Below are 18,831 nucleotides of genomic sequence, written 5' to 3'. Positions count from 1 at the left end.
AGCTGTGACTTAATCCTCGTCGCTGTCGTTATCCGGCCCGGCCATCATTTCTTCGGCCACCGCTTCGGTCCGGCCCCGAATGGCAGCTTCCAGCCGCTCGCGCAGTTCGGGATTTTCGAGCAGGAAGTTTTTCGCATTTTCGCGCCCCTGTCCGATACGAACCGAATCATAGCTGAACCAGGCGCCCGCTTTTTCAACCAGCCCGGCCTTGACCCCTAGGTCGAGGATCTCGCCGATCTTCGAAATACCCTGACCATACATGATGTCGAACTCGACCTGCTTGAACGGCGGTGCGACCTTGTTCTTCACCACCTTCACGCGCGTCGTATTGCCGACGATTTCGTCGCGATCCTTGATCTGACCCGTCCGGCGAATATCGAGGCGCACCGACGCATAGAATTTCAGCGCATTGCCACCCGTCGTGGTTTCGGGGTTGCCATACATCACGCCGATTTTCATGCGCAGCTGGTTGATGAAAATCACCATGCAGCGCGAACGGCTGATCGAGCCGGTCAGCTTGCGTAGGCTCTGCGACATCAGTCGCGCCTGAAGCCCGACATGGCTGTCGCCCATTTCGCCTTCAATTTCCGCGCGCGGCACCAGCGCGGCGACCGAATCGACCACCAGCACGTCGATGGCGTTGGAACGCACCAGCGTATCTACGATTTCCAGCGCCTGCTCCCCGGTATCGGGCTGCGACACGATCAACTCGTCGATATCCACGCCCAATTTGCGCGCATAAACGGGGTCGAGCGCATGTTCAGCGTCGACAAAGGCCGCCGTCCCGCCGGTCTTTTGCGCCTCGGCAATGCAGTGCAGCGCGAGCGTCGTTTTCCCGGAGCTTTCCGGCCCATAGATTTCGATCACGCGGCCCCGCGGCAGCCCGCCGACGCCCAGCGCAATATCGAGCCCCAGCGAGCCCGTCGATACGGCTTCGACCTGCATGGCTTCCTTGGAACCGAGCTTCATCGCCGACCCCTTGCCGAAAGCACGATCAATCTGCGCCAGCGCGGCGTCGAGCGCCTTCTGCCTGTCTGTTCCGTTCACTGATTTCCCCAAGTCGACGAGTGACAATTGTCCGGCCATGACCGTCCCTTCCTGCTCTAGAGCGATGGCAGTCCTATCGCAACGCTGAACCCCATGTACCGTATTTGTTCGCAAAGAACAAGGGGAGAACAATGTTGCGCCGCCACACCGTCAGGGAAGGAGAAAATCCTGCAATATCTGCCGGATATCGTCGACTCGAAAAGGTTTGGTCACCAGTTTGCGATGCGCATGTTCGGCCGGAATAACGTCGCCGCCGCCGCTGGTGAAGGCAAAGGGGATATCGCGGGCCGCCAGTGCGTCGGCCACCGCCCATCCCTTTTCCTCGCCCAGATTAATGTCGATCAGCGCGCCCGCCAGCCTTTCCTCGCCGCCGATAATCTCGATCGCCTGGGCGGGGCTGACGGCCTGCGCGGGTTCGGGCATGTCCAATGCCTCGAACATATCGACCAGCATCATCGAAATGAGTACATCATCTTCGACGATCAGGAAACGGGGGTCGCCGCTCATACCGACTTTCTCAACCTCGCCTCTTCGAGCGCCGCCGAAGCCGCCTCGGTCAATTGCACCACGGAGAAAGGTTTGGGCAGAAAGGCCACATCGTCGATGTTGATCGACTGGCGCAGCTGCTCTTCGGCATAGCCCGACATGAAAAGTACCGGCAGGTCTGCACGGCGGCCGCGCAGCGCTTTCACCATTGTCGGGCCGTCCATCGTCGGCATCACGACATCGCTGATGATCAAATCGACCTTCTCCATCTTTTCAAAACGCTCCAGCCCTTCCTCGCCCTGCGAGGCGGTGACGACGCTATAACCCGCGCGGGTCAGCGCGCGTTCCGCCACGGTGCGCACCATATCCTCATCCTCGACCAGCAAAATGGTTCCGCTTCCCCATTGGCTCTTGCGCGCCTTGGGCGGCGGGCTGGCCGCGGGCTCGTCCGCGGCGTGGTGAACGGGCAGATAGATGGTAAAACTCGTTCCTTCGCCCGCCTTGCTGTCGGCGAAAATATAGCCCGCCGACTGTTTGATGATGCCATAGACGGTCGACAGGCCAAGCCCCGTTCCCTTGCCGACATCCTTGGTAGTGAAAAAGGGTTCGAAAATCTTGGGCAGCACATCGGCAGCGATGCCGCAGCCGGTATCGCTCACCTTCAGCGCGCTATAATCGGCGGGCGGCATGAATTCATTGCCCAATTGCCGCACCTCCGACGCCGAAACCGGATAGGTTTCGATGGTCAGCGTCCCGTCGCCCGCCATCGCATCGCGAGCATTGACCGCCAGATTGATGATCACCTGTTCCAGCTGGCCGGGATCCGCGCGCACGGGGCCAAGGCCGCGTCCGTGGCGCACCTGCAACTCCACCCTTTCGCCGATCAGGCGCTTGAGCAGATGCGACACTTCGGAAATGACATCGGGCAGCTGCAATATCTGCGGACGCAAGGTCTGCTGCCGCGAAAAGGCGAGAAGCTGGCGCGTCAGGCTCGCGGCGCGATTGGCGTTGCTGCGAATCTGCTGAATATCGTCATAATCGCTGTCGCCGGGAGTATGACGCATCAGCATTAGGTCACAGCTTCCCAGAACAGCGGTCAGTATATTATTGAAATCATGGGCAACTCCGCCCGCAAGCTGTCCCACCGCCTGCATTTTCGATTGCTGCGCCACCTGACGCTTCAGCCGCGATTCCTCGCTCGAATCCTTCAGACTCAGCAGCACCGCCGCCTCGCCCAGCCCGCGCACGCCCACGACCCGCATCAAGACCGGATCATCGGCAAGTCCGGCAAGGCGGATCGACAAATCGCCGCCCACCTGTTGCCCGCTGCTGTGACGCCGGATCATGTCCGCCAGCGGCCCCTTGTCTTCGGGCACCACCAGATCGCCGGGATAGCGCGGCATCGGACCTTCGCTCACCCCCGCTGCGCGCGTGAAGGCGCGGTTCATATAAAGGAATCGGCCATCGCGATCGACCATCGCCAAGCCAAAGGGCAGCAGCGACAGCAAGGTTTCGACATAGGCCTGGGCAGTGCCGCGATCGGTCGGCCCCATTTCCTCGTCCAGCAGCGCGATCGCCAGCGGGGCATGGTCGTCGCCGGGAACCAAGGGAATCTGCACCATGCGCAGCGGCGTCGCCCGGTCGCCTTCGCGCGCAAAATAAAGCCCGCCGGCCTCATCGATGCGCAGCATCGCGGCGACGTCGCGCCCGGCATAATGGGCGGCATCGCCTTCGCCCAGCGCGCGCAGCAGAAACGCCTGATTGGCGACCCTCAGGCGCCCTTCGGCGCTGACGAGCGCCGCCATGACACCCGCCTGCCCCAGCAGCGTGCCCATCGCCCCTTCCAGATGACGCATGATCTCAGCTGCCGGGTCGCGCCGTTCCACTGCTGAAAAACGCCAGACGAGATAATCATCGCCCTGGCCCGCGCGCAATATGTGCGCGCGCAGCTTGAGCGTGCCCAGCCGCGCCTCGTCGACGCGGCCTTCCCCGTCGCGCCAGGCCGCGCGCCCGGCATCTTTCAACAGATCCGCGCCGCGCCCTTCCAGCGGCAGGCCCGGCGGGGTGATAAACCCGCCCACCCAGCTCGCGAACAAATCATTGGCGCACACCAGCCGTCCGGCACGGTCGGTAACGGCAATGGCGATATCGTCATGATCGACCGCCTGGCGCAGCATCGTCCAGTCGGGCGCCGCCGCCTCCCCCTGCGTGCCGGGCGGAAAAAGGCGCCGCACCAGAAGCACGCCGGCGCCCGCGACCGCAAGACCGGCGAAAAACCCGCCGGTCAGCAACGGGTCGCGCGTCAGCCAGAACAGCAGCAGCAGCGAAAAAAACGCCAGTCCCGCCACCAGCGCCATATCGGCGCGCGACAGATGCGGCGCACCGACGGAGGCTGCCGGGCCCGCCCCCCTACCGATATCATGCTCAGCGGAAGGCAGGCTTTGCGCGGTCAATGCAACTCTTTCCCTTGGGCGTTACCAGATACGGACGCGATCCTTCGGGGCGAGATAGAGTTCGCGCTCCGACGTCACGCCAAAGGCCTTATACCAAGGGTCGAGGTTGCGCGAGACCCAAGTCCGCTGGATCGAGGGCGAATGGGGGTCAGTCGTGATGCGCTGCGACAGATTCTGCTCGCGATAATTGCGCCGCCACACCTGCGCCCAGCCGAGGAAGAAGCGCTGATCGCCGGTCATCCCGTCGATCACCGGCGCTTCCTTGCCGCCCAGCGACGCCTTATAGGCGTCATAGGCGATGGTCAGCCCGGCGAGGTCGCCGATATTCTCGCCCAGTGTGAACTTGCCGTCGAGATGCTCGCCCGGCAGCACTTCATAGACGTTATATTGCGCGATCAGCGCCTCGCTCGCCGCCTCGAACGCTTTCACATCCGCTTCGGTCCACCAGTCAGCAAGCCGGCCATTCTGGTCATATTTCGCGCCCTGATCGTCGAAATGATGGCTGATTTCATGGCCGATCACCGCGCCGATGCCACCATAGTTGATCGCAGGATCGGCATGGGGGTCAAAGAAGGGCGGCTGGAGAATCGCGGCGGGAAAGACAATCTCGTTCATCCCGAAATTGGCATAGGCGTTGACCGTCATCGGGGTCATGAGCCATTCCCAGCGGCGGATCGGTCCGCCCAGGCGGCTGATATTATCGTCATGCGCGAACTGGCGCGAACGCAGCGTATTGCCGAACAGGTCGTCGCTGCGGATTTCGAGCGCGCCATAATCCTTCCACTTGTCGGGATAGCCGATCTTGGTGGTGAAATTGGCGAGCTTCTGCTGCGCCTTCGCCTTGGTTTCGGGCTGCATCCACGTCAGCGCGTCGATGCGGCGCCCCATGGCGGCGAGGACATTTTTGACCAGCTTGTCCATTTCCGCCTTGGTTTCAGGCGGATAATATTTGGCGACATAATCCTTGCCGACCGCATCGCCCAGATTGCCGGTGGTGAAATCGACCGCGCGCTTCCACCGCTCCTGCATTTCGGGCGTGCCCGACAGCGCCGTGCCGTAAAAGGCGAAATTCTCTTTCGCCACCGCATCGGGCAGCACATCGGCAAAGCTGTCGAGACTGCGCACGATGAGCAGGTCGCGGATCACCCCTACCGGCGCTTCGGCCAGCAGCTTCGCCTCGCCGGTAAAGGCGCTCGGCTGCGATACCAGCAGCGTGTCTTCCTTGACGCCAATGCCGCGCAAAAAGCCCGCCCAGTCGAACCCCGGCGCCGCTTTCACCAGATCGGCGACATGCATCTTGTTATAGGTTTTGGTCGCGTCGCTGCTGTCATTCTTGTCCCAGTGAACCGCGGCAATCTGCTTTTCGAAATCATAGATCGCCTTGGCGCGCGCCGCCGCATTGGCCTCACCCGCCAGCGTCAGCACATTCTGCAAATGCGTGAGATAAGCCGCCTGCAACTTGGCGTTGCGCTCATTGTCCTTCAGGTAAAAATCGCGGTCGGGCATGCCGATGCCGCCCTGAAACATGGTATAGATATAGCTGTCGGGATTCTTATCATCCTGCCCGACATAGCCGCCGAAGAAATGCTGGATGCCATTGCGGTCGGCCTCGGCGAGCAGGCTGGCGAGATTGGCCTTGTCGGCAGCGCGCACCTTGGCGAGCCAGGGCTGGATCGGCGCGAGCCCCTTGGCCTCGACCGTCGCCTGATCCAGAAAGGACGTATAAGCGCGGCCGATCATGCTGCCCTGATCGCCCTTGGCATTGTCCAAAATTTCGCGCGTGCGCGTCTGCGACAGGTCGGCGAGCGCGGTAAACATGCCATAATTGGATTTGTCGGCCGGAATCGGCGTGTTCTTTGCCCAGACGCCATTGGCAAAGGCATAGAAATCATCGCCGGGATGGACGCTCCGGTCCATGCCGCTCGTGTCAAAGCCAAAGCTGCCGAGTTCAGGCGCCAAGGCGGGCTGCTGCTGGCTCGCGGGCACAGCGTTGTCGCGCGCTCCGGCGGCGGTGCTTCCCAGCATCAGCGCGGCAAGTGCGGCTGTGGCCATCAGGCGCGAACTTTTCTTGATAGGCGTCATGCTCTTCCCCAGTCTTGAATCATCAAACCCGCCTTCTCCATTGGGCGAAGGCGCAATATTGCAATGGGAAAAGCTATAGGCCGCGCTTGGCCCGGTTCAACCAGCCGATGTGTCGCTCGTCGAAACGTCAAGTCGTTCGTCGCGGCGGCGACGCATTTTCTTCCGCCAGCGCAGCCGGATCCAATTGTCCCAAAACAAGGCCGCCAGCACATAGCCGACCGCAGCTGAAACCACCGAAATGACGAATAATCCCGCGATCAGCGCAGGCGCCGCATCGGACACAAGCCAACGCGCCCATTGGCCGATGCTCGCCCCGCTTTCGATCATCGCCGAAAAGGTCGCCACATTGGCGTGAAGGCCGAACATGCGATCGCCCAGCCATACCGATGCAGCAATGATGAAGGGGGTTGTTACCGGGTTGGACAAAAAGGTCATGGCCGCGCCAATCGGGATATTGGCCCGGCACGGCAGCGCGAGCAGCGCGACGCCCAATATCTGAATGCCCGGAATCAGGAAGAAAATGCCGACGAACAATCCCAGCGCCGTGCCGCGCGGCACCGACGTCCGGGTAAACCGCCACAAATGGCTGTGCGCCACCCGGTGAGCAAAGGGCCGGATAAAGCGGCTCGCCAGCAATTCCTCGCGCGTGGGCGAATGGCGGCGGATCCAGTTCATCACCGCTGCCTTGTCCCGCTGCCCGGGCTTGCGAGGCGCACCGCCCGTCATCCCCGCTCCTTCAGCAAGCGCTGCTTGTCGCGCTTCCAGTCGCGTTCCTTGATCGATTCGCGCTTGTCATGCGCCTTCTTGCCTTTGGCCAGCGCCAATTCGACCTTGGCCCGCCCCCGGCTGTTGAAATAGACACTCAGCGGCACCAGCGTCATGCCCTGACGCATGACGGCGGCGTGCAGCTTGTTGATCTCGCGCGCGGTCAGCAACAATTTGCGCGGACGCCGGGGTTCGTGGTTGAAGCGGTTTCCATGGCTGAACTCGGGAATATTGGCGTTGATCAGCCAGACCTCGCCCCCCGTTACCTCGGCATAGCTTTCAGCGATGGTCCCTTCGCCAAAGCGCAGGGATTTGACCTCCGTCCCCTGCAGGGCGATGCCCGCCTCGAACACTTGCTCGACGGCAAAGTCGAAACGTGCGCGCCGGTTTTCGGCGACGACCTTCTTTTTGTCGAATTCAGCAGCGGATTGCGGACGAGCCATGAAAAACCTGGAATAAACCTTCTGCGATCTCAAACGCACCGCTTCCGGGAATCTCTCCGGTGCGCGGTGACGGACCTGATGCTATTTGACGCCCGCTGCGGCAAGGCCCGCTGCGGCAAGGGCGGTGTCGACCACCTCCCGCGCCTTGGCAGAGGCGGGCAGGATCGGCGAGCGCACATCGCCCGGAAACCAGTCGTGGATGCGCGTCAGCGCATATTTGGCCGGGCCGGGTGAAGCGTCGCTGAACATTGCGCGGTGCAGCGAAAACAGCCGTTCGTGCATCGCCTGGGCATGATCCCAATCGTCCGCGGCGCAGGCAGCGGCAAAATCGGCACACAGGCGCGGGGCGACATTGGCGGTCACCGAAATACAGCCGACGCCGCCCAGCACGGCATGGGCCAGCCACAGATCGTCATTGCCGCTAAGCTGGCAAAAATCTGTGCCCGCGCCCAAACGATGCTGGGTCACGCGCCCCAGATCGCCGCTCGCATCCTTGATGGCGACGATAGAGGGGATGTCGGCAAGGCGAACCAGGGTTTCCGGCTGGATGTCGGTCACGGTGCGCCCCGGCACATTATAGACGACGATCGGCAGGTCGCTCGCATCGGCCAACGCCTGATAATGGGCGATGATTCCTTCCTGCGTCGGCCGGTTATAGTAGGGCGCGACGATAAGCGCCGCCGCCGCACCTGCCGCCTCGGCATGGCGCATATGGCGAATCGCCGTCGCCGTGTCGTTGGACCCGCAACCGGCGATCACTGGAACCCGCCCCTCAGCGGCCTCCAGACAGGCGTCAATGACTTGATAATGCTCACCAAAGCCCAAAGTCGGGCTTTCCCCCGTGGTGCCGCAGGGGACCAGTGCCGATGATCCCTCGTCGATCTGCCATTTGACGAAACGCGCAAAGGCGGAGGCATCGAAGGCTCCGTCGCGAAATGGCGTTACCAAGGCAGGAATCGACCCCGAAAACATGCTGCACTCCTTTACAACTTCTGGCCGCCCCCGATAGGATCAGGCGACGCGCCCGCTCATGGACGCCTATTAAGCTGCCTGCAAGGAGTTTGCCCCTATCATGCCTGCCATGATCTCGCTCCCCCCCATTTCTCGCCTGGCTCTTGCGGCCGCCCTTTTGCTGCCTTTCCCGGCCCTTGCAAGCGAGCTTACCCCCGAACAAATGGCCTGGTATCGCGCCCAGATGGGGCTCGCCTCCACCAGCGTATCGCCGCCGCCCGCCTCCAGTTCGGTGGCCGATGCGGTGATGGAATGGCGCCGCCTGACGCAGAATGACAATGCGTCGTTCGACCAACTGTCGCGTTTCCTCCTCGCCAATCGCGACTGGCCCGACGCCAGCAAGATGCGCGCGCGTGCTGAAAAGGCGATTGCGCTCGGCAGTTTCGACCCGGCGCGCACCCTCGCCTATTTTGCTGCCTATCCGCCGACCACGCCCAGCGGGGAATTGCGCTATGCGGTCGCGCTCAACGCGCGCGGCCAGCGTGATGAAGCCAATGCCGCGGTGCGCCGCGCCTGGACCGGCGGCGCGCTCGACGAGGCCGAAGTCAGCCAGATTCTCAGCCTTTTTCCCGGCGCGCTGACATCGGCGGACCATGATGCGCGGATGGACAAGCTGCTGTGGTCGAACAATACCGCTGCCGCTGCACGCCAGCTCGGCTTCACCTCGCCCGCCAAGCGGCCGGTTTTCTCCGCCCGCCTCGCCATGCGGTCGGGCGCGGTCGATGCCGCGATGCAGGCCGCCGCGGTCGAGGCCGCCGATCCCACGCTGACGCGCACCGATGCAGGCTACATCACCGCAAAGGCGACGTGGCTGCGCCGGTCGGGCCGCGTCGGCGAAGCCCGCGCGCTGCTGATGGCGCCGCGCAATCTCAAGGCCCCGCCGCTCAATGCCGAGGAATGGCTCGAAACCCTCCTCACCAATGCGCGGCAAGCGGACAGCGGCGGCGACAAATCAACCGCCTATAACATCGCGAGCAAACTCGACGATGCGCTGCCCGCCGATATGGCGGTGCGCGATGCCCCGCTTGGCGTGCGCGACGATTATACCTCGCTCGCCTGGCTGGCAGGTCAGATCGCGCTCAAGGATTTGCGCCGCCCCAGGGAAGCCGCCAAATTATTCCGAGCTTATGGCGACGCCGCGCGTTCGGCGCAGACGCGGACCAAGGGCTATTATTGGGCGGGCCGCGCGCTGCTTGCTGCGGGCGACCGCAGCGGCGCCGAGCGTGAATTTGCCGATGCGGGCGAACATTATGACCAGTTTTACGGACAATTGTCGCTGGAAAGGCTGAACCGTCCCCAGCCAAAGCCGCGGACAACCCCCGCCATTGCCGTCAGCGAACAGGAAAAGCGCGCCTTTGAGGATGACCGGCTCGTCCGCGCGGCGCGCGTTCTGGGCGAAATTGGCGCGTGGCGCGAACAATCCCAATTTTTGCGCGCGCTCACGCAAAAGGCCAAGACGCCCGCCGATCATGTGCTGGCGGGCCAGCTTGCCTCGGCTATCGGTCGCCCCGACCTGGGCGTGATGATCGGGCGCAGCGCACAGGCGAACAGCCTCGACGCCGTCGAAGTCGCGGGCTTTCCCACCGTGCGTGTTCCTGCGGGGCATGAGGATAATTGGACCTTCATCCACGCCATCGCGCGGCAGGAAAGCCAGTTCGACCGCGAAGCGATCAGCCATGCGGGCGCGCGCGGCATGATGCAGCTTATGCCCGGCACCGCGCGCGAAGTCGCGGGCAAGCTGGGGCTGGGCTATGACGCCTCGGCACTCACCAGCGACACCAATTATAATATGACGCTGGGCTCGACCTATTTTCAGCAGATGCTGCGCTATTATGGCGGCAGCTATCCGCTTGCCGTCGCCGCCTATAATGCCGGGCCGGGCAATGTGAACAAATGGCTGCGCGCCAATGGCGACCCGCGCACCGGCAGCGTCGACATTCTCGACTGGATCGAGGCGATCCCGATTTTCGAGACGAAAAATTATGTCCAGCGCGTGCTCGAAAATGCGGTGGTTTACGACACGCTGCACAGCGGCACCCGGCGCCTGCCGGCCACGCCGCTCAGCTTTTATCTCGGCAAGACCACGCCCGGATAAACATATGCCAGGGGCCAAGGCCAATATCATCAGCCCGGCGGGCTTCGCCGCGCTGCGCGCCGAATATGACGCGCTGCTCGGCGACGAACGCCCCAGGCTGGTCGAGGTGATCAGCTGGGCGGCGGGCAATGGCGATCGCAGCGAAAATGGCGATTATATCTATGGCCGCAAAAGGCTGCGCGAAATCGACCGGCGTTTAGGGTTTCTGGCGCGGCGAATGAAGGCCGCGCGCGTTGTCGATCCCGCGGCCCAGCCCGACAAGAGCCGCATCTGGTTCGGCGCCAGCGTCGAACTCGCCGATGAGGAGGATGCGCGCCGCCATGTCACGCTGGTTGGCGATGATGAGGCAGACGCCGGGGAAGGCCGGATCGGCTGGAACAGCCCGCTCGCCCGCGCGCTGCGCGGTGCCGCGATCGGCGACCTTCGCACCGTGGTGCTACCCGCCGGACCCAAGGAATGGGAAGTCATCGCCATCACCTATCCGGACGCGCCGTCAAGCTGAGGGTGTCCGCAGGCGTTTTGGGTCAGACCTTCAGGGCTGAAGCAGCGCGGGCACGATCCAGATCGCCGACAGGATGATCACCGCCGCCAGCAGGGAAAAGGCGAGTACATAGCGCACGCCATGGCCCTTGACCGCGGATGTCGCTTCTTCATCCGTGACTTCAACATGTTCGTCGACGACTTTCATATCGCGTCTCCTTTTGCGAAACTCTTCACCACATAACGTTGCCGGAACCGGCGCGGTTCCGCTTGTCGAGGGGGAGAGCGGTGCCAGAGGGTCTGTAAGCCGGGTTCTGTCCACCCCTTTGCAGGGAATGGGCGATCATTCCTCTAGGCCTGCGGTTACCCGCAGGCTCAAGCAGTCAACCCGGACGGCGGGGCCGGAACCAGCCCTGGGCGAAGCCCGTGCCATCCCTATTCGACCTTGCTCCCGGTGGGGTTTGCCTGGCCGCGCCTGTTGCCAGCCGCGCGGTGCGCTCTTACCGCACCCTTTCACCTTTCGCCGGACCGAAGCCCTGGCGACCTTGTCTCTGTGGCACTTTCCCTGACCTTGCTTGCACAAGGCCGCCGGACATTATCCGGCACCGTGGTTTCCGTGGAGCCCGGACTTTCCTCCCCTTTCTTGCGAAAGCGGCGATCGCCCGACCCTCTGGCTGGTGCGAGTATAGCGCCGATGAAGAGGGATGGCGAGCGATTGTAAGGCGAGGTAGGGCCGCGGACGTTTATTTGCGCAATCTCGTCATCCCGGACTTGATCCGGGATCCACGACGACGGCGCAGCTATGAAGTAAATGTCGGAAGAGAGTCAGCCCCGCTCAACTGCCCTGCGGCTGGGGCAGGAGCAGCGCGAGCAAAATCGCCCGGCATTCGCCGTCGATCGTCCCGTCGATCAGCTCGGGCCGGAAACGGCGCTGGAAAGCCACGGTCGCGGCAAAACCATCGGTAACGTCATAGCCAAAGCGTTCGAGCGCGAGCAGAAAGCCCGCATCGGTCCACAGGGGATCGGTCAGATTTTTGGTCGGGCGCGGCAGGGCCAGCCGCCGCCGCGCCAGCTCGTCCCACGGAAAAAGCTCACCGGGGTCCTGCTTGCGCGCGGGCGCAATATCCGAATGGCCCACGACATTGCCGCGCGTGATCGCATAGCGGTCCTTGATCATATGAACCAGCCGCACAACCGACGCGACTTGCGGACCGGGAAAGGGCACATAGCCATGCTCATGCCCCGGATTGACGATCTCGATCCCGACGCTCGCCGAATTGACGTCGCTGATCCCGCGCCAGTGCGAGCGTCCGGCGTGCCAGGCGCGCTTGTCCTCGGGCACCATTTGGGTGATCTGCCCGTCTTCGCTCACGACATAATGCGCCGATACCTTCGCCTCGGGGTCGGCGAGCCGGTCGATGGCCTCGGCCCCGCTTTTCATCCCCGTATAATGAAGGACAATCATCGAAACGGGCAGGCTGCGCTCATCGCAATTGGGGGACCAGCGTTCGATATAATCGCTCATTCCGTTATCGCCCGTCTCCAAACGTTCCGACCCGGTCACGCTTGGGCCAGCCCCTGCGAAAAAGCAAGCTCAGGCCGCCGCCGAACATCGAGCGTCAGTGGACGCAGGCTCGTAAAAGCCCCGGAAGCGTGTGCTCGCGACGAAATCCTCGGTCTGCCCGATCACCGTTTCGCCAGCACCCAGCACCAGCAGGCTGTGCGGCGGCGCCAACGCCCGCAATTTCCGAAACGCCTCCCGGCGCATCGGCGGCGCAAAATATAGCAGCAGATTGCGGCAGAAAATCAAATCGGCCGGCTCCGACAGGGGCGGCCGGTCGGTCAGCATATTCTGCACCGAAAAATGGACGCGGCGGCGCAAGTCCGCCTTGGCCAGCCATCCGCCCTCGGTCTGGTCGAACCAGCGCACCATCTGCTTGATCGGCAGGCCGCGCTGGATTTCAAATTGGCTGTACAGCCCGACCCGCGCGCGCGCGATGGCCTGCGAGCTGACGTCGGTGCCGACGATGTCGACCTGCCATCCCGCCCATTTTTCCCCCTGCTCCGCCAGCAGCATCGCCATGGAATAGGCTTCCTGCCCGGTCGATACACCACAATGCCAGATGGTCAGGCGGCGTTGCGATTCCTTCACCGCGCGCAAATGGTCGAGCGCTGGCCCGCCAATATCGTCGAACAGGCTGCGCTCGCGATAAAAGAAGGTTTCATTATTCAGCATTGCGCCGATCGTCGCATCGAGCAATCGCCGGTTTTCGGCGCGCACCAGTTCGGCCACCAGCGTATCGAGATCGGCGATTCCGTGCCGCTGCATGATCGGCCCCAGCGACATTTCGATCCGCCACAGCCGCCCCGGCGCCAGCGTCTGCCCGGTGCAGGATTCAAGCACTTTCATCAAAATGCGATAGGCCGAGCCGCTGCCATGTCCTCCCATCACGGGCGGGGCCGCCTGCTCTGGAAACTTCGCAGCAACAAGGCGATGGCATCGGGGTTCAGCGTCGCGTTCGCAATGCCTTCCTTGGCGACGGCGCCCGGCATTCCCCAGATGACACAGGTTTCGGGCGCCTGCGCGAACACCGCGCCCCCCACCTGCTTGACCCGCGCCGCGCCGCGCGCGCCGTCGCGGCCCATGCCCGACAGGATCAGCGCGACGCCTCCGCTGCCGTAGGCTTCGGCGACCGACGCCAGCATCGGGTCGGCGGAGGGGCAGCAGCCATTATCGACCGGCCGCCGGTCGAGCGCAATTTCGCGGCGGCGGCCATTGACCACCACCATCAGATGGGCATCGCCCGGCGCCAGGTAGATATGATTGGGCTCCACCGCCATTCCGGATTCCGCCACACAGACTTTGCGCGTCGTCAGCGTCGCGATCTGACGCGCATAATATTCCATGAAGGCCGCGGGCAGATGCTGCGTCAACAGGATCGGGGCAGTGGTGCGGGGGTCGAGATTGGCCAGAAATGTCGCAAAGGCCGGGATGCCTCCGGTCGAAGCGGCGATGGCGATGCAATCGAGCCGCTGATGTTCGGCAGCGGCCATTGCGACCGGGGTGGCGGCCTTCCCCGCAGCGGGGCGCGAGCGCAGCGGCAGGGGTTGCGGGCGTTGCCCCAGCGACAGGATGCGCTCGGTCAGCGTTTCGGCAAAACGCCCGGCAAAGCTGCCGCGCCCCGGCTTGGCCAGCGTATCGCTCGCGCCAAGCGAAAGCGCCTCAATCGCCGCCGGTCCACCTTCCACGCAATTGGATGAAAGGATCAGCACGCGCGCATTGGCCGCCCGATCGACGATATGGGGCAGCGCATCCATGCCCGTCATTCCGGGCATTTCAATATCGAGGATGATGACATCGACCGGCTCGCGGTCGAGATAGGCCAGCGCCTCCTGGGCAGAGGGGACCGAGGCGCATACTTCCAGTTCGGGTCTTTGCTGGACGATCCTTTCCAAAATGCTGCGGACGACCAGACTGTCGTCGACCAGCATGACGCGCACCGCACGCCCGCTGCCGGGGGAAGGCGCCGGGCTTGATTCAGGAATTCTTGATTGGACAACGGACATGGCGGGCCTCAGGCGACGCCGACGAGTTGCAACTTTCCTTCGAGCGTTTCGCGATCGAACGGCTTCATCACATATTCGTCCGCCCCGGCTTCGATTGCCGCACGAATATGGTCCATGCTGTTTTCGGTGGTGCAGAAAACGACTCGCGGGCGTTCGTCTCGTCCATAGTCCAAGTCATTGAAAGCGCCCAGAAATTCCATTCCGCTCATGACGGGCATATTCCAGTCGAGCAGGATGACATCGGGCCTGTGCGCCTGACAAAAGCTCAGGGCCTCCTGTCCGTCGGCCGCTTCCTCCACGGCAAAGGACATGCTTTCCAATATGTGACGCGCGACCTTGCGAATGACCTTGCTGTCATCGACGACCAAGCAGCTTTTCGACATTTCTTTACTCCGACCCCCTGGATCACCTGCCACTAAAGCAAATGAGTGTTCACCCCGTTAATGAAACTATCCTGCGACTCGCATGGCCGGCAGTGCGACAAAGCCCGATGGATCGACCACCAGCAGCGACGCGCCATCATGTTCGATCATGGCATCGGCCACCTGGGCCCAGCCGTCCGACAATCGGCTGGCGATTCGCGTTTCTTCGGCGTCGATGAAACAGACGTCTTCGACGGCATCGGCCAGCAAGGCATAGCCATGACCCGCCACCTCCACCAAAACGACCCGCTGGCCCGGTGATATATTGATTGGCGGCAGCCCGACCACGACATGCGGGTCAATCAGCGTAAAGACCCGGCTCCGCAGGGCGAACAGCCCGGCGACATGCGGCGGGGCGCCGGGAACCGGCACCGGGGTGCCAACCGACACGACCGAATGAATGGCCCGCGAGCGCAGCGCAACGCGCGTATCGGCGATCCGCGCGATCAGATACAGCTTATCCATGACCGCGCCCTCGCCCGACATGGCGACCCAGCGCTTCGAACAGGGCGGCGCGGTCATAACGATAGACGCTCTGATCCTCGGGTCCTGCCGGCAGCGCGCTGCTGCGCAAGCGGATCACCGGCACATCCGGGCCGGGGGCATCGCGCGCCGCATCGCTTCCTTCATCGGTCAGCGACAGGAGAATATCGGGCCGCGGCGCGGCGGCGGCTCGTTCAGCGGCGGTCGCGCTTTCCCCGGTTTCGGGCCGGATGCGCTCCACCCGATAGCCTGCGGCGCGAAGCAGCGGCGCGAGGAAATGCTCGCCCCAGCCATCATCATCGTCAAGCAGCTGGCAAAGCGGCTGTCCGGCGGCGCCCTCGCGGATCGGCTGCACATGCTGCGCCATCAGCCAATGGGGATCGATCAACTCCACCGGCTCGCCCGAAACCAGCGTGACCCCCGCAATGGTTCCCGGCGTCGGCGCGGGCTGCATATCCAGCGGAAGGCGCACGATATCGCGGATGGTGGCAATGGGATAGCAAAGCGCTGAGCGGCCGTCATAAAGCCGCAGCAGTTTGACGTTCGCCGGCCCCTCGGGCTTTTTCGCGGCATGGACGGGCAATATATCCTCGCCAATCCGAACCGCGACCCGGCCCCCGGTCATGAAAAATGCATCGGCGGCTATATCTTCGACGCGCTCGACGACCGACAGGCGTACGCCGCGCAGGGCGCAGCCTTCTTCTTCGAACAACAGCAATTGCGCCCGGTCCAGATCCTCGCCGCTATCGGCGACCGCGTCCGCTTCGCGAAGCGCGTTGCGCCCCGCCTCGCTGGCGTCGATCCCGGCCGCGCCGATCAATCCCTGAACATCCAGCAACAGCACCGGGCGGCCATGATCCGGCAGGGTGGTTCCGGCATAAAGCCCCGTCGCCATGATCATCGGCGCAGCAGGCTTGATCACCAGCTCCTCCTGATCATGGATCGCCGCCACGCTCAACGCATAGCTTTGTCCCTGGCTTGGCCGCACCACGACGATGGCCCGGTCTTCCTCTTCTTCGTCCGCATCGACATCGGGACCGGGCGTATCGCCGCATCCCAGCACCGTTTCGAGCCGCAACAAGGGATAGCGTTCGCCGCGAATGGTCGCGACTTCGCCGCCGCCGACCCGGTCGATCCGCACCGTATCGCTGTTTTCCAGCAAAATTTCGCGCACTGCGCCTCTTGGCACCGCAAAATCATATCCGCCCGCGCGCAGCATCAGCCCCGATATGATCGTCAGCGTCATCGGCACGCGCAGGATCAGGGCCAGCCCGCATCCTTCGTCATTCTGCAATTCGACGACGCCGCCGATCTTCTCGATATTGGCTTTGACAATATCCATGCCGACCCCGCGCCCCGACACTTCGGTAACGCGCGATGCGGTGGAAAATCCGGGGCGGAAAATCAGGTCGAGCTTGTCTTCCATGCTCAGCTGACGCGCCTCTGCAGCGCTGATCAATTGCGCACCCACGGCCTTGGCGACAATTTTATCGGGGGACAGGCCGCGCCCGTCGTCGCGCACCGCAATTTCAATCTGATTGCCCGACTGGCGCGCCGACACCGACAGGGTCGCGGTGATATTCTTTCCCGCCTTCACCCGGTCTTCCAGCGGCTCCACCCCATGGTCGATGGCATTGCGGATGATGTGGATCAGCGGGTCGCGGATATTCTCCATCATTTCGCGGTCCAGCTCGACCTCGCCGCCGGTCGTTTCGAAATGAACCTTCTTTCCCAGATCGCGCGCCAGATCGCGCACGATGCGCGGCAGGGGCGCGAATAATTTGTCGATGCGCTGCATCCGCATATGGCTGACCGACTGGCGCATCGCCGCGATCGAATCGGACAAGCGATCGAACGCCCCGATTATCGCCGGATCAACGCCCGATTCGCGCAGCATCCGGGCAAATTCATTGCGCGCGAGCACGATGTCGGTCACCCCGGTCATCACCGAATCGAGCAATTGCAGCGGCACGCGGATCGAGCGCCAGCTTTGCGTCTCGCCCGCTAGATCATCTTCGCGGCGCAGCGGAATGCCCGCGACTTCTACCGGGGCCGCATCGCCGGGCATCGCCTGCGGCTCCTCCGGCTGTGCCAGCGATGGCGGCGCTTCCGCCGCAGCGTCGGCAGCATCGGCCGTATCCAGCGCCGCGATTACCGCGCGGTCATCGCCCGCCGGTTCGCTGCCCTGATCGCCGAGCGCATCGCACAGGCTGTTCAGTCGGTCGACAATTCCCAATATTGCGCTCACCAGCGCGGGGGTTGCGGTTCGCGCGCCGCGCCGCACCTGATCCAGCGCATCTTCGGCAGCATGCGACAGGGCGGTGACGCGCGGCAGTGGCAAAAAGCCCGAACTGCCCTTGATCGTGTGCAACAGGCGGAAAATCGCGTCCAACTGCGTCCGATCCGCCGGATCGGCTTCCCACGCCACAATCGCCCCGCCAGCCTCTGCGAGGATTTCGGTTGTTTCAGCGAGAAAATCGTTCAGCAGATCGTCCATTGCGGTCCTGGCACGCCTCGATATCGAGCCGTCACCCTGACCGATAATGGTTAAAAAGACTTTTACCGCCTTGTCAAAAAAGGAGGAAAACTGCCCCCCTCGGGGCGGCATCCACCGCCAAGGGACCGCCGCAGCGCGCTACCCCTTCAGCTTTCCCGCGCGGAAACCCCGGTGAAAATCAAGTCGATGCAAGTTAAATCATTGATAATAATGCGTGAAATGGGGCGCCCATCCGCACGCTTGCCCTATGCTGCGTGACACTTTCGTCAACTTTCGCCCAAAAACTCATCCCCGACGCACGTCATTGCGAGCCCGGCGAAGCCAATCTCCGGTCCGGGTCCTCAAAAAGCTCCTGCGATCAGGGGCGCAGCACCGCTCCCACCAGCAGGGAGGTCGGGGTTTCGCGCGCCAGCATCACCGTGCCGCGATTTTGCCTGGCGACCGCCTGGACCAGCACGGCGGTTGCGGTGCGCGACGTCATGTCGGCCGCCCCTTCGCCTTCCGCCAATATGCGCTCGACATTGGCATCGACCAAAATGCGTTCGGCCTCGGCATGAAGCGCGATTTCAATCGCCCCGTCCGCCTGCCGCTCGCACCCCACATCGAGCCGCCCGCCCCGCACCAGCGCATCGACCAGGATCAGCGCGAGGTTGAGGATGATCTTCACCGCCGGCTTGGGCAGCGCCTCATCGCCGAGCATCCAGTTGAGCGTGATCGGCCGGTCGGCCATAATCCCCTCAATCGCCGCCTTGGCCTCCGTCGGCGGCACCGCTTCGCCAAAACCGCCGGCCGATCCGAACGCGAGGCGAAAAAACTTCAGCTTCGCTGCCGATGTCCGTGCGCTTTGTTCCAGCAATTCGACGCAGCGGGCACGCATCTCCGGGTCCTGTTCGTCGGCCAGCAGTTCCAACCCATTGGCAAAGGCGCCCACGGGGCTCAGCAAATCGTGGCAGAGGCGCGAAGCCATCATGGAGGCAAAATCGACGCGATCGTCAGTCAT

17 protein-coding genes and 1 other RNA gene are annotated in these 18,831 nt (G+C 63.2%); 2 read left to right on the top strand and 16 right to left on the bottom strand.

Annotation, left to right across the window (positions count from 1 at the left end; all coding sequences use genetic code 11):
- Positions 1–9: 9 nt before the first annotated feature.
- From recA to dapA, 7 genes are all read right to left on the bottom strand, one after another.
- Positions 10–1,086 carry a recombinase RecA gene (gene recA / locus JV18_RS0100680; protein WP_033072966.1) on the bottom strand — a complete coding sequence of 359 codons (1,077 nt, stop codon included), beginning with the start codon at positions 1,084–1,086 and terminating at the stop codon, positions 10–12.
- Between the two features lie 111 nt (positions 1,087–1,197).
- Positions 1,198–1,554, bottom strand: coding sequence for a response regulator (locus JV18_RS0100675; protein ID WP_033072965.1), 357 nt, complete (start codon positions 1,552–1,554; stop codon positions 1,198–1,200).
- Complete coding sequence (locus JV18_RS0100670) at positions 1,551–3,890, bottom strand: hybrid sensor histidine kinase/response regulator (protein WP_033073023.1); 2,340 nt, start codon at positions 3,888–3,890, stop codon at positions 1,551–1,553. Before JV18_RS0100670 ends, JV18_RS0100675 begins: the two co-directional genes overlap by 4 nt.
- 117 nt (positions 3,891–4,007) lie before the next feature.
- Positions 4,008–6,038 carry a M13 family metallopeptidase gene (locus tag JV18_RS0100665; RefSeq protein WP_033072964.1) on the bottom strand — a complete coding sequence of 677 codons (2,031 nt, stop codon included), beginning with the start codon at positions 6,036–6,038 and terminating at the stop codon, positions 4,008–4,010.
- A 126-nt stretch (positions 6,039–6,164) separates the two neighbouring features.
- Positions 6,165–6,794 (bottom strand): DUF2062 domain-containing protein, encoded by a 630-nt coding sequence (locus JV18_RS0100660; RefSeq protein ID WP_081944630.1) that lies wholly within the window; start codon positions 6,792–6,794, stop codon positions 6,165–6,167.
- Positions 6,791–7,276, bottom strand: coding sequence for an SsrA-binding protein SmpB (smpB, locus tag JV18_RS0100655; RefSeq protein ID WP_033072963.1), 486 nt, complete (start codon positions 7,274–7,276; stop codon positions 6,791–6,793). The genes JV18_RS0100660 and smpB overlap by 4 nt, the downstream gene beginning before the upstream one ends.
- Positions 7,277–7,357: 81 nt before the next feature.
- The gene (gene dapA, locus JV18_RS0100650; protein WP_033072962.1) at positions 7,358–8,248 is read right to left on the bottom strand and encodes a 4-hydroxy-tetrahydrodipicolinate synthase; all 891 of its coding nucleotides are present in this window, start codon (positions 8,246–8,248) and stop codon (positions 7,358–7,360) included.
- A 100-nt stretch (positions 8,249–8,348) separates the two neighbouring features.
- Here dapA and JV18_RS0100645 point away from each other — a divergent pair, with 100 nt between their 5' ends.
- Entirely contained in the window at positions 8,349–10,382 is a 2,034-nt protein-coding gene (locus JV18_RS0100645; RefSeq protein WP_033072961.1) for a lytic transglycosylase domain-containing protein, read from the top strand.
- Positions 10,383–10,386: 4 nt separating this feature from the next.
- A complete protein-coding gene (locus tag JV18_RS0100640) occupies positions 10,387–10,884 on the top strand; it encodes a GreA/GreB family elongation factor (RefSeq protein WP_033072960.1) in 498 nt (165 codons plus the stop codon).
- A gap of 30 nt (positions 10,885–10,914) precedes the next feature.
- On the opposite strand, the gene JV18_RS15350 is transcribed toward JV18_RS0100640, so the two are convergent.
- From JV18_RS15350 to JV18_RS0100605, 9 genes are all read right to left on the bottom strand, one after another.
- Positions 10,915–11,070, bottom strand: a complete 156-nt coding sequence (locus JV18_RS15350; protein ID WP_160174152.1) for a hypothetical protein — start codon at positions 11,068–11,070, stop codon at positions 10,915–10,917.
- Between the two features lie 79 nt (positions 11,071–11,149).
- Positions 11,150–11,536: RNase P RNA component class A (gene rnpB / locus JV18_RS14520), an RNA gene on the bottom strand.
- A gap of 161 nt (positions 11,537–11,697) precedes the next feature.
- On the bottom strand, positions 11,698–12,387 hold the full coding sequence (locus tag JV18_RS0100635; protein WP_033072959.1) for an N-acetylmuramoyl-L-alanine amidase: 690 nt from the start codon (positions 12,385–12,387) through the stop codon (positions 11,698–11,700).
- Between the two features lie 69 nt (positions 12,388–12,456).
- Positions 12,457–13,311 (bottom strand): CheR family methyltransferase, encoded by an 855-nt coding sequence (locus tag JV18_RS0100630; RefSeq protein WP_033072958.1) that lies wholly within the window; start codon positions 13,309–13,311, stop codon positions 12,457–12,459.
- Entirely contained in the window at positions 13,311–14,354 is a 1,044-nt protein-coding gene (gene cheB, locus JV18_RS0100625) for a chemotaxis-specific protein-glutamate methyltransferase CheB (RefSeq protein ID WP_235302698.1), read from the bottom strand. Before cheB ends, JV18_RS0100630 begins: the two co-directional genes overlap by 1 nt.
- 83 nt (positions 14,355–14,437) lie before the next feature.
- Positions 14,438–14,812, bottom strand: coding sequence for a response regulator (locus tag JV18_RS0100620; RefSeq protein WP_033072956.1), 375 nt, complete (start codon positions 14,810–14,812; stop codon positions 14,438–14,440).
- Positions 14,813–14,878: 66 nt separating this feature from the next.
- Positions 14,879–15,316 (bottom strand): chemotaxis protein CheW, encoded by a 438-nt coding sequence (locus JV18_RS0100615; protein ID WP_033073021.1) that lies wholly within the window; start codon positions 15,314–15,316, stop codon positions 14,879–14,881.
- Positions 15,309–17,831 (bottom strand): chemotaxis protein CheA, encoded by a 2,523-nt coding sequence (locus JV18_RS0100610; protein ID WP_033072955.1) that lies wholly within the window; start codon positions 17,829–17,831, stop codon positions 15,309–15,311. The genes JV18_RS0100615 and JV18_RS0100610 overlap by 8 nt, the downstream gene beginning before the upstream one ends.
- 358 nt (positions 17,832–18,189) lie before the next feature.
- Positions 18,190–18,831 (bottom strand): histidine phosphotransferase family protein, encoded by a 642-nt coding sequence (locus tag JV18_RS0100605; protein WP_033072954.1) that lies wholly within the window; start codon positions 18,829–18,831, stop codon positions 18,190–18,192.

The sequence above is a fragment of the Sphingopyxis sp. MWB1 genome (assembly GCF_000763945.1).
GTDB lineage: Bacteria > Pseudomonadota > Alphaproteobacteria > Sphingomonadales > Sphingomonadaceae > Sphingopyxis.
This window is presented reverse-complemented; position numbering and strand designations above follow the sequence as displayed.

Coding starts and splice junctions, on each gene's coding strand:
- JV18_RS0100620 (WP_033072956.1), bottom strand. CDS start 14,812: ATGTCGAAAAGCTGCTTGGTCGTCGATGACAGCAAGGTCATTCGCAAG.
- JV18_RS0100665 (WP_033072964.1), bottom strand. CDS start 6,038: ATGGCCACAGCCGCACTTGCCGCGCTGATGCTGGGAAGCACCGCCGCC.
- JV18_RS0100660 (WP_081944630.1), bottom strand. CDS start 6,794: ATGACGGGCGGTGCGCCTCGCAAGCCCGGGCAGCGGGACAAGGCAGCG.
- JV18_RS0100615 (WP_033073021.1), bottom strand. CDS start 15,316: ATGGATAAGCTGTATCTGATCGCGCGGATCGCCGATACGCGCGTTGCG.
- JV18_RS0100640 (WP_033072960.1), top strand. CDS start 10,387: ATGCCAGGGGCCAAGGCCAATATCATCAGCCCGGCGGGCTTCGCCGCG.
- JV18_RS0100675 (WP_033072965.1), bottom strand. CDS start 1,554: ATGAGCGGCGACCCCCGTTTCCTGATCGTCGAAGATGATGTACTCATT.
- JV18_RS0100645 (WP_033072961.1), top strand. CDS start 8,349: ATGCCTGCCATGATCTCGCTCCCCCCCATTTCTCGCCTGGCTCTTGCG.
- recA (WP_033072966.1), bottom strand. CDS start 1,086: ATGGCCGGACAATTGTCACTCGTCGACTTGGGGAAATCAGTGAACGGA.
- cheB (WP_235302698.1), bottom strand. CDS start 14,354: ATGCTGGTCGACGACAGTCTGGTCGTCCGCAGCATTTTGGAAAGGATC.
- JV18_RS0100610 (WP_033072955.1), bottom strand. CDS start 17,831: ATGGACGATCTGCTGAACGATTTTCTCGCTGAAACAACCGAAATCCTC.
- smpB (WP_033072963.1), bottom strand. CDS start 7,276: ATGGCTCGTCCGCAATCCGCTGCTGAATTCGACAAAAAGAAGGTCGTC.
- JV18_RS0100605 (WP_033072954.1), bottom strand. CDS start 18,831: ATGACTGACGATCGCGTCGATTTTGCCTCCATGATGGCTTCGCGCCTC.
- dapA (WP_033072962.1), bottom strand. CDS start 8,248: ATGTTTTCGGGGTCGATTCCTGCCTTGGTAACGCCATTTCGCGACGGA.
- JV18_RS0100635 (WP_033072959.1), bottom strand. CDS start 12,387: ATGAGCGATTATATCGAACGCTGGTCCCCCAATTGCGATGAGCGCAGC.
- JV18_RS0100630 (WP_033072958.1), bottom strand. CDS start 13,311: ATGGGAGGACATGGCAGCGGCTCGGCCTATCGCATTTTGATGAAAGTG.
- JV18_RS15350 (WP_160174152.1), bottom strand. CDS start 11,070: ATGAAAGTCGTCGACGAACATGTTGAAGTCACGGATGAAGAAGCGACA.
- JV18_RS0100670 (WP_033073023.1), bottom strand. CDS start 3,890: ATGGCGCTGGTGGCGGGACTGGCGTTTTTTTCGCTGCTGCTGCTGTTC.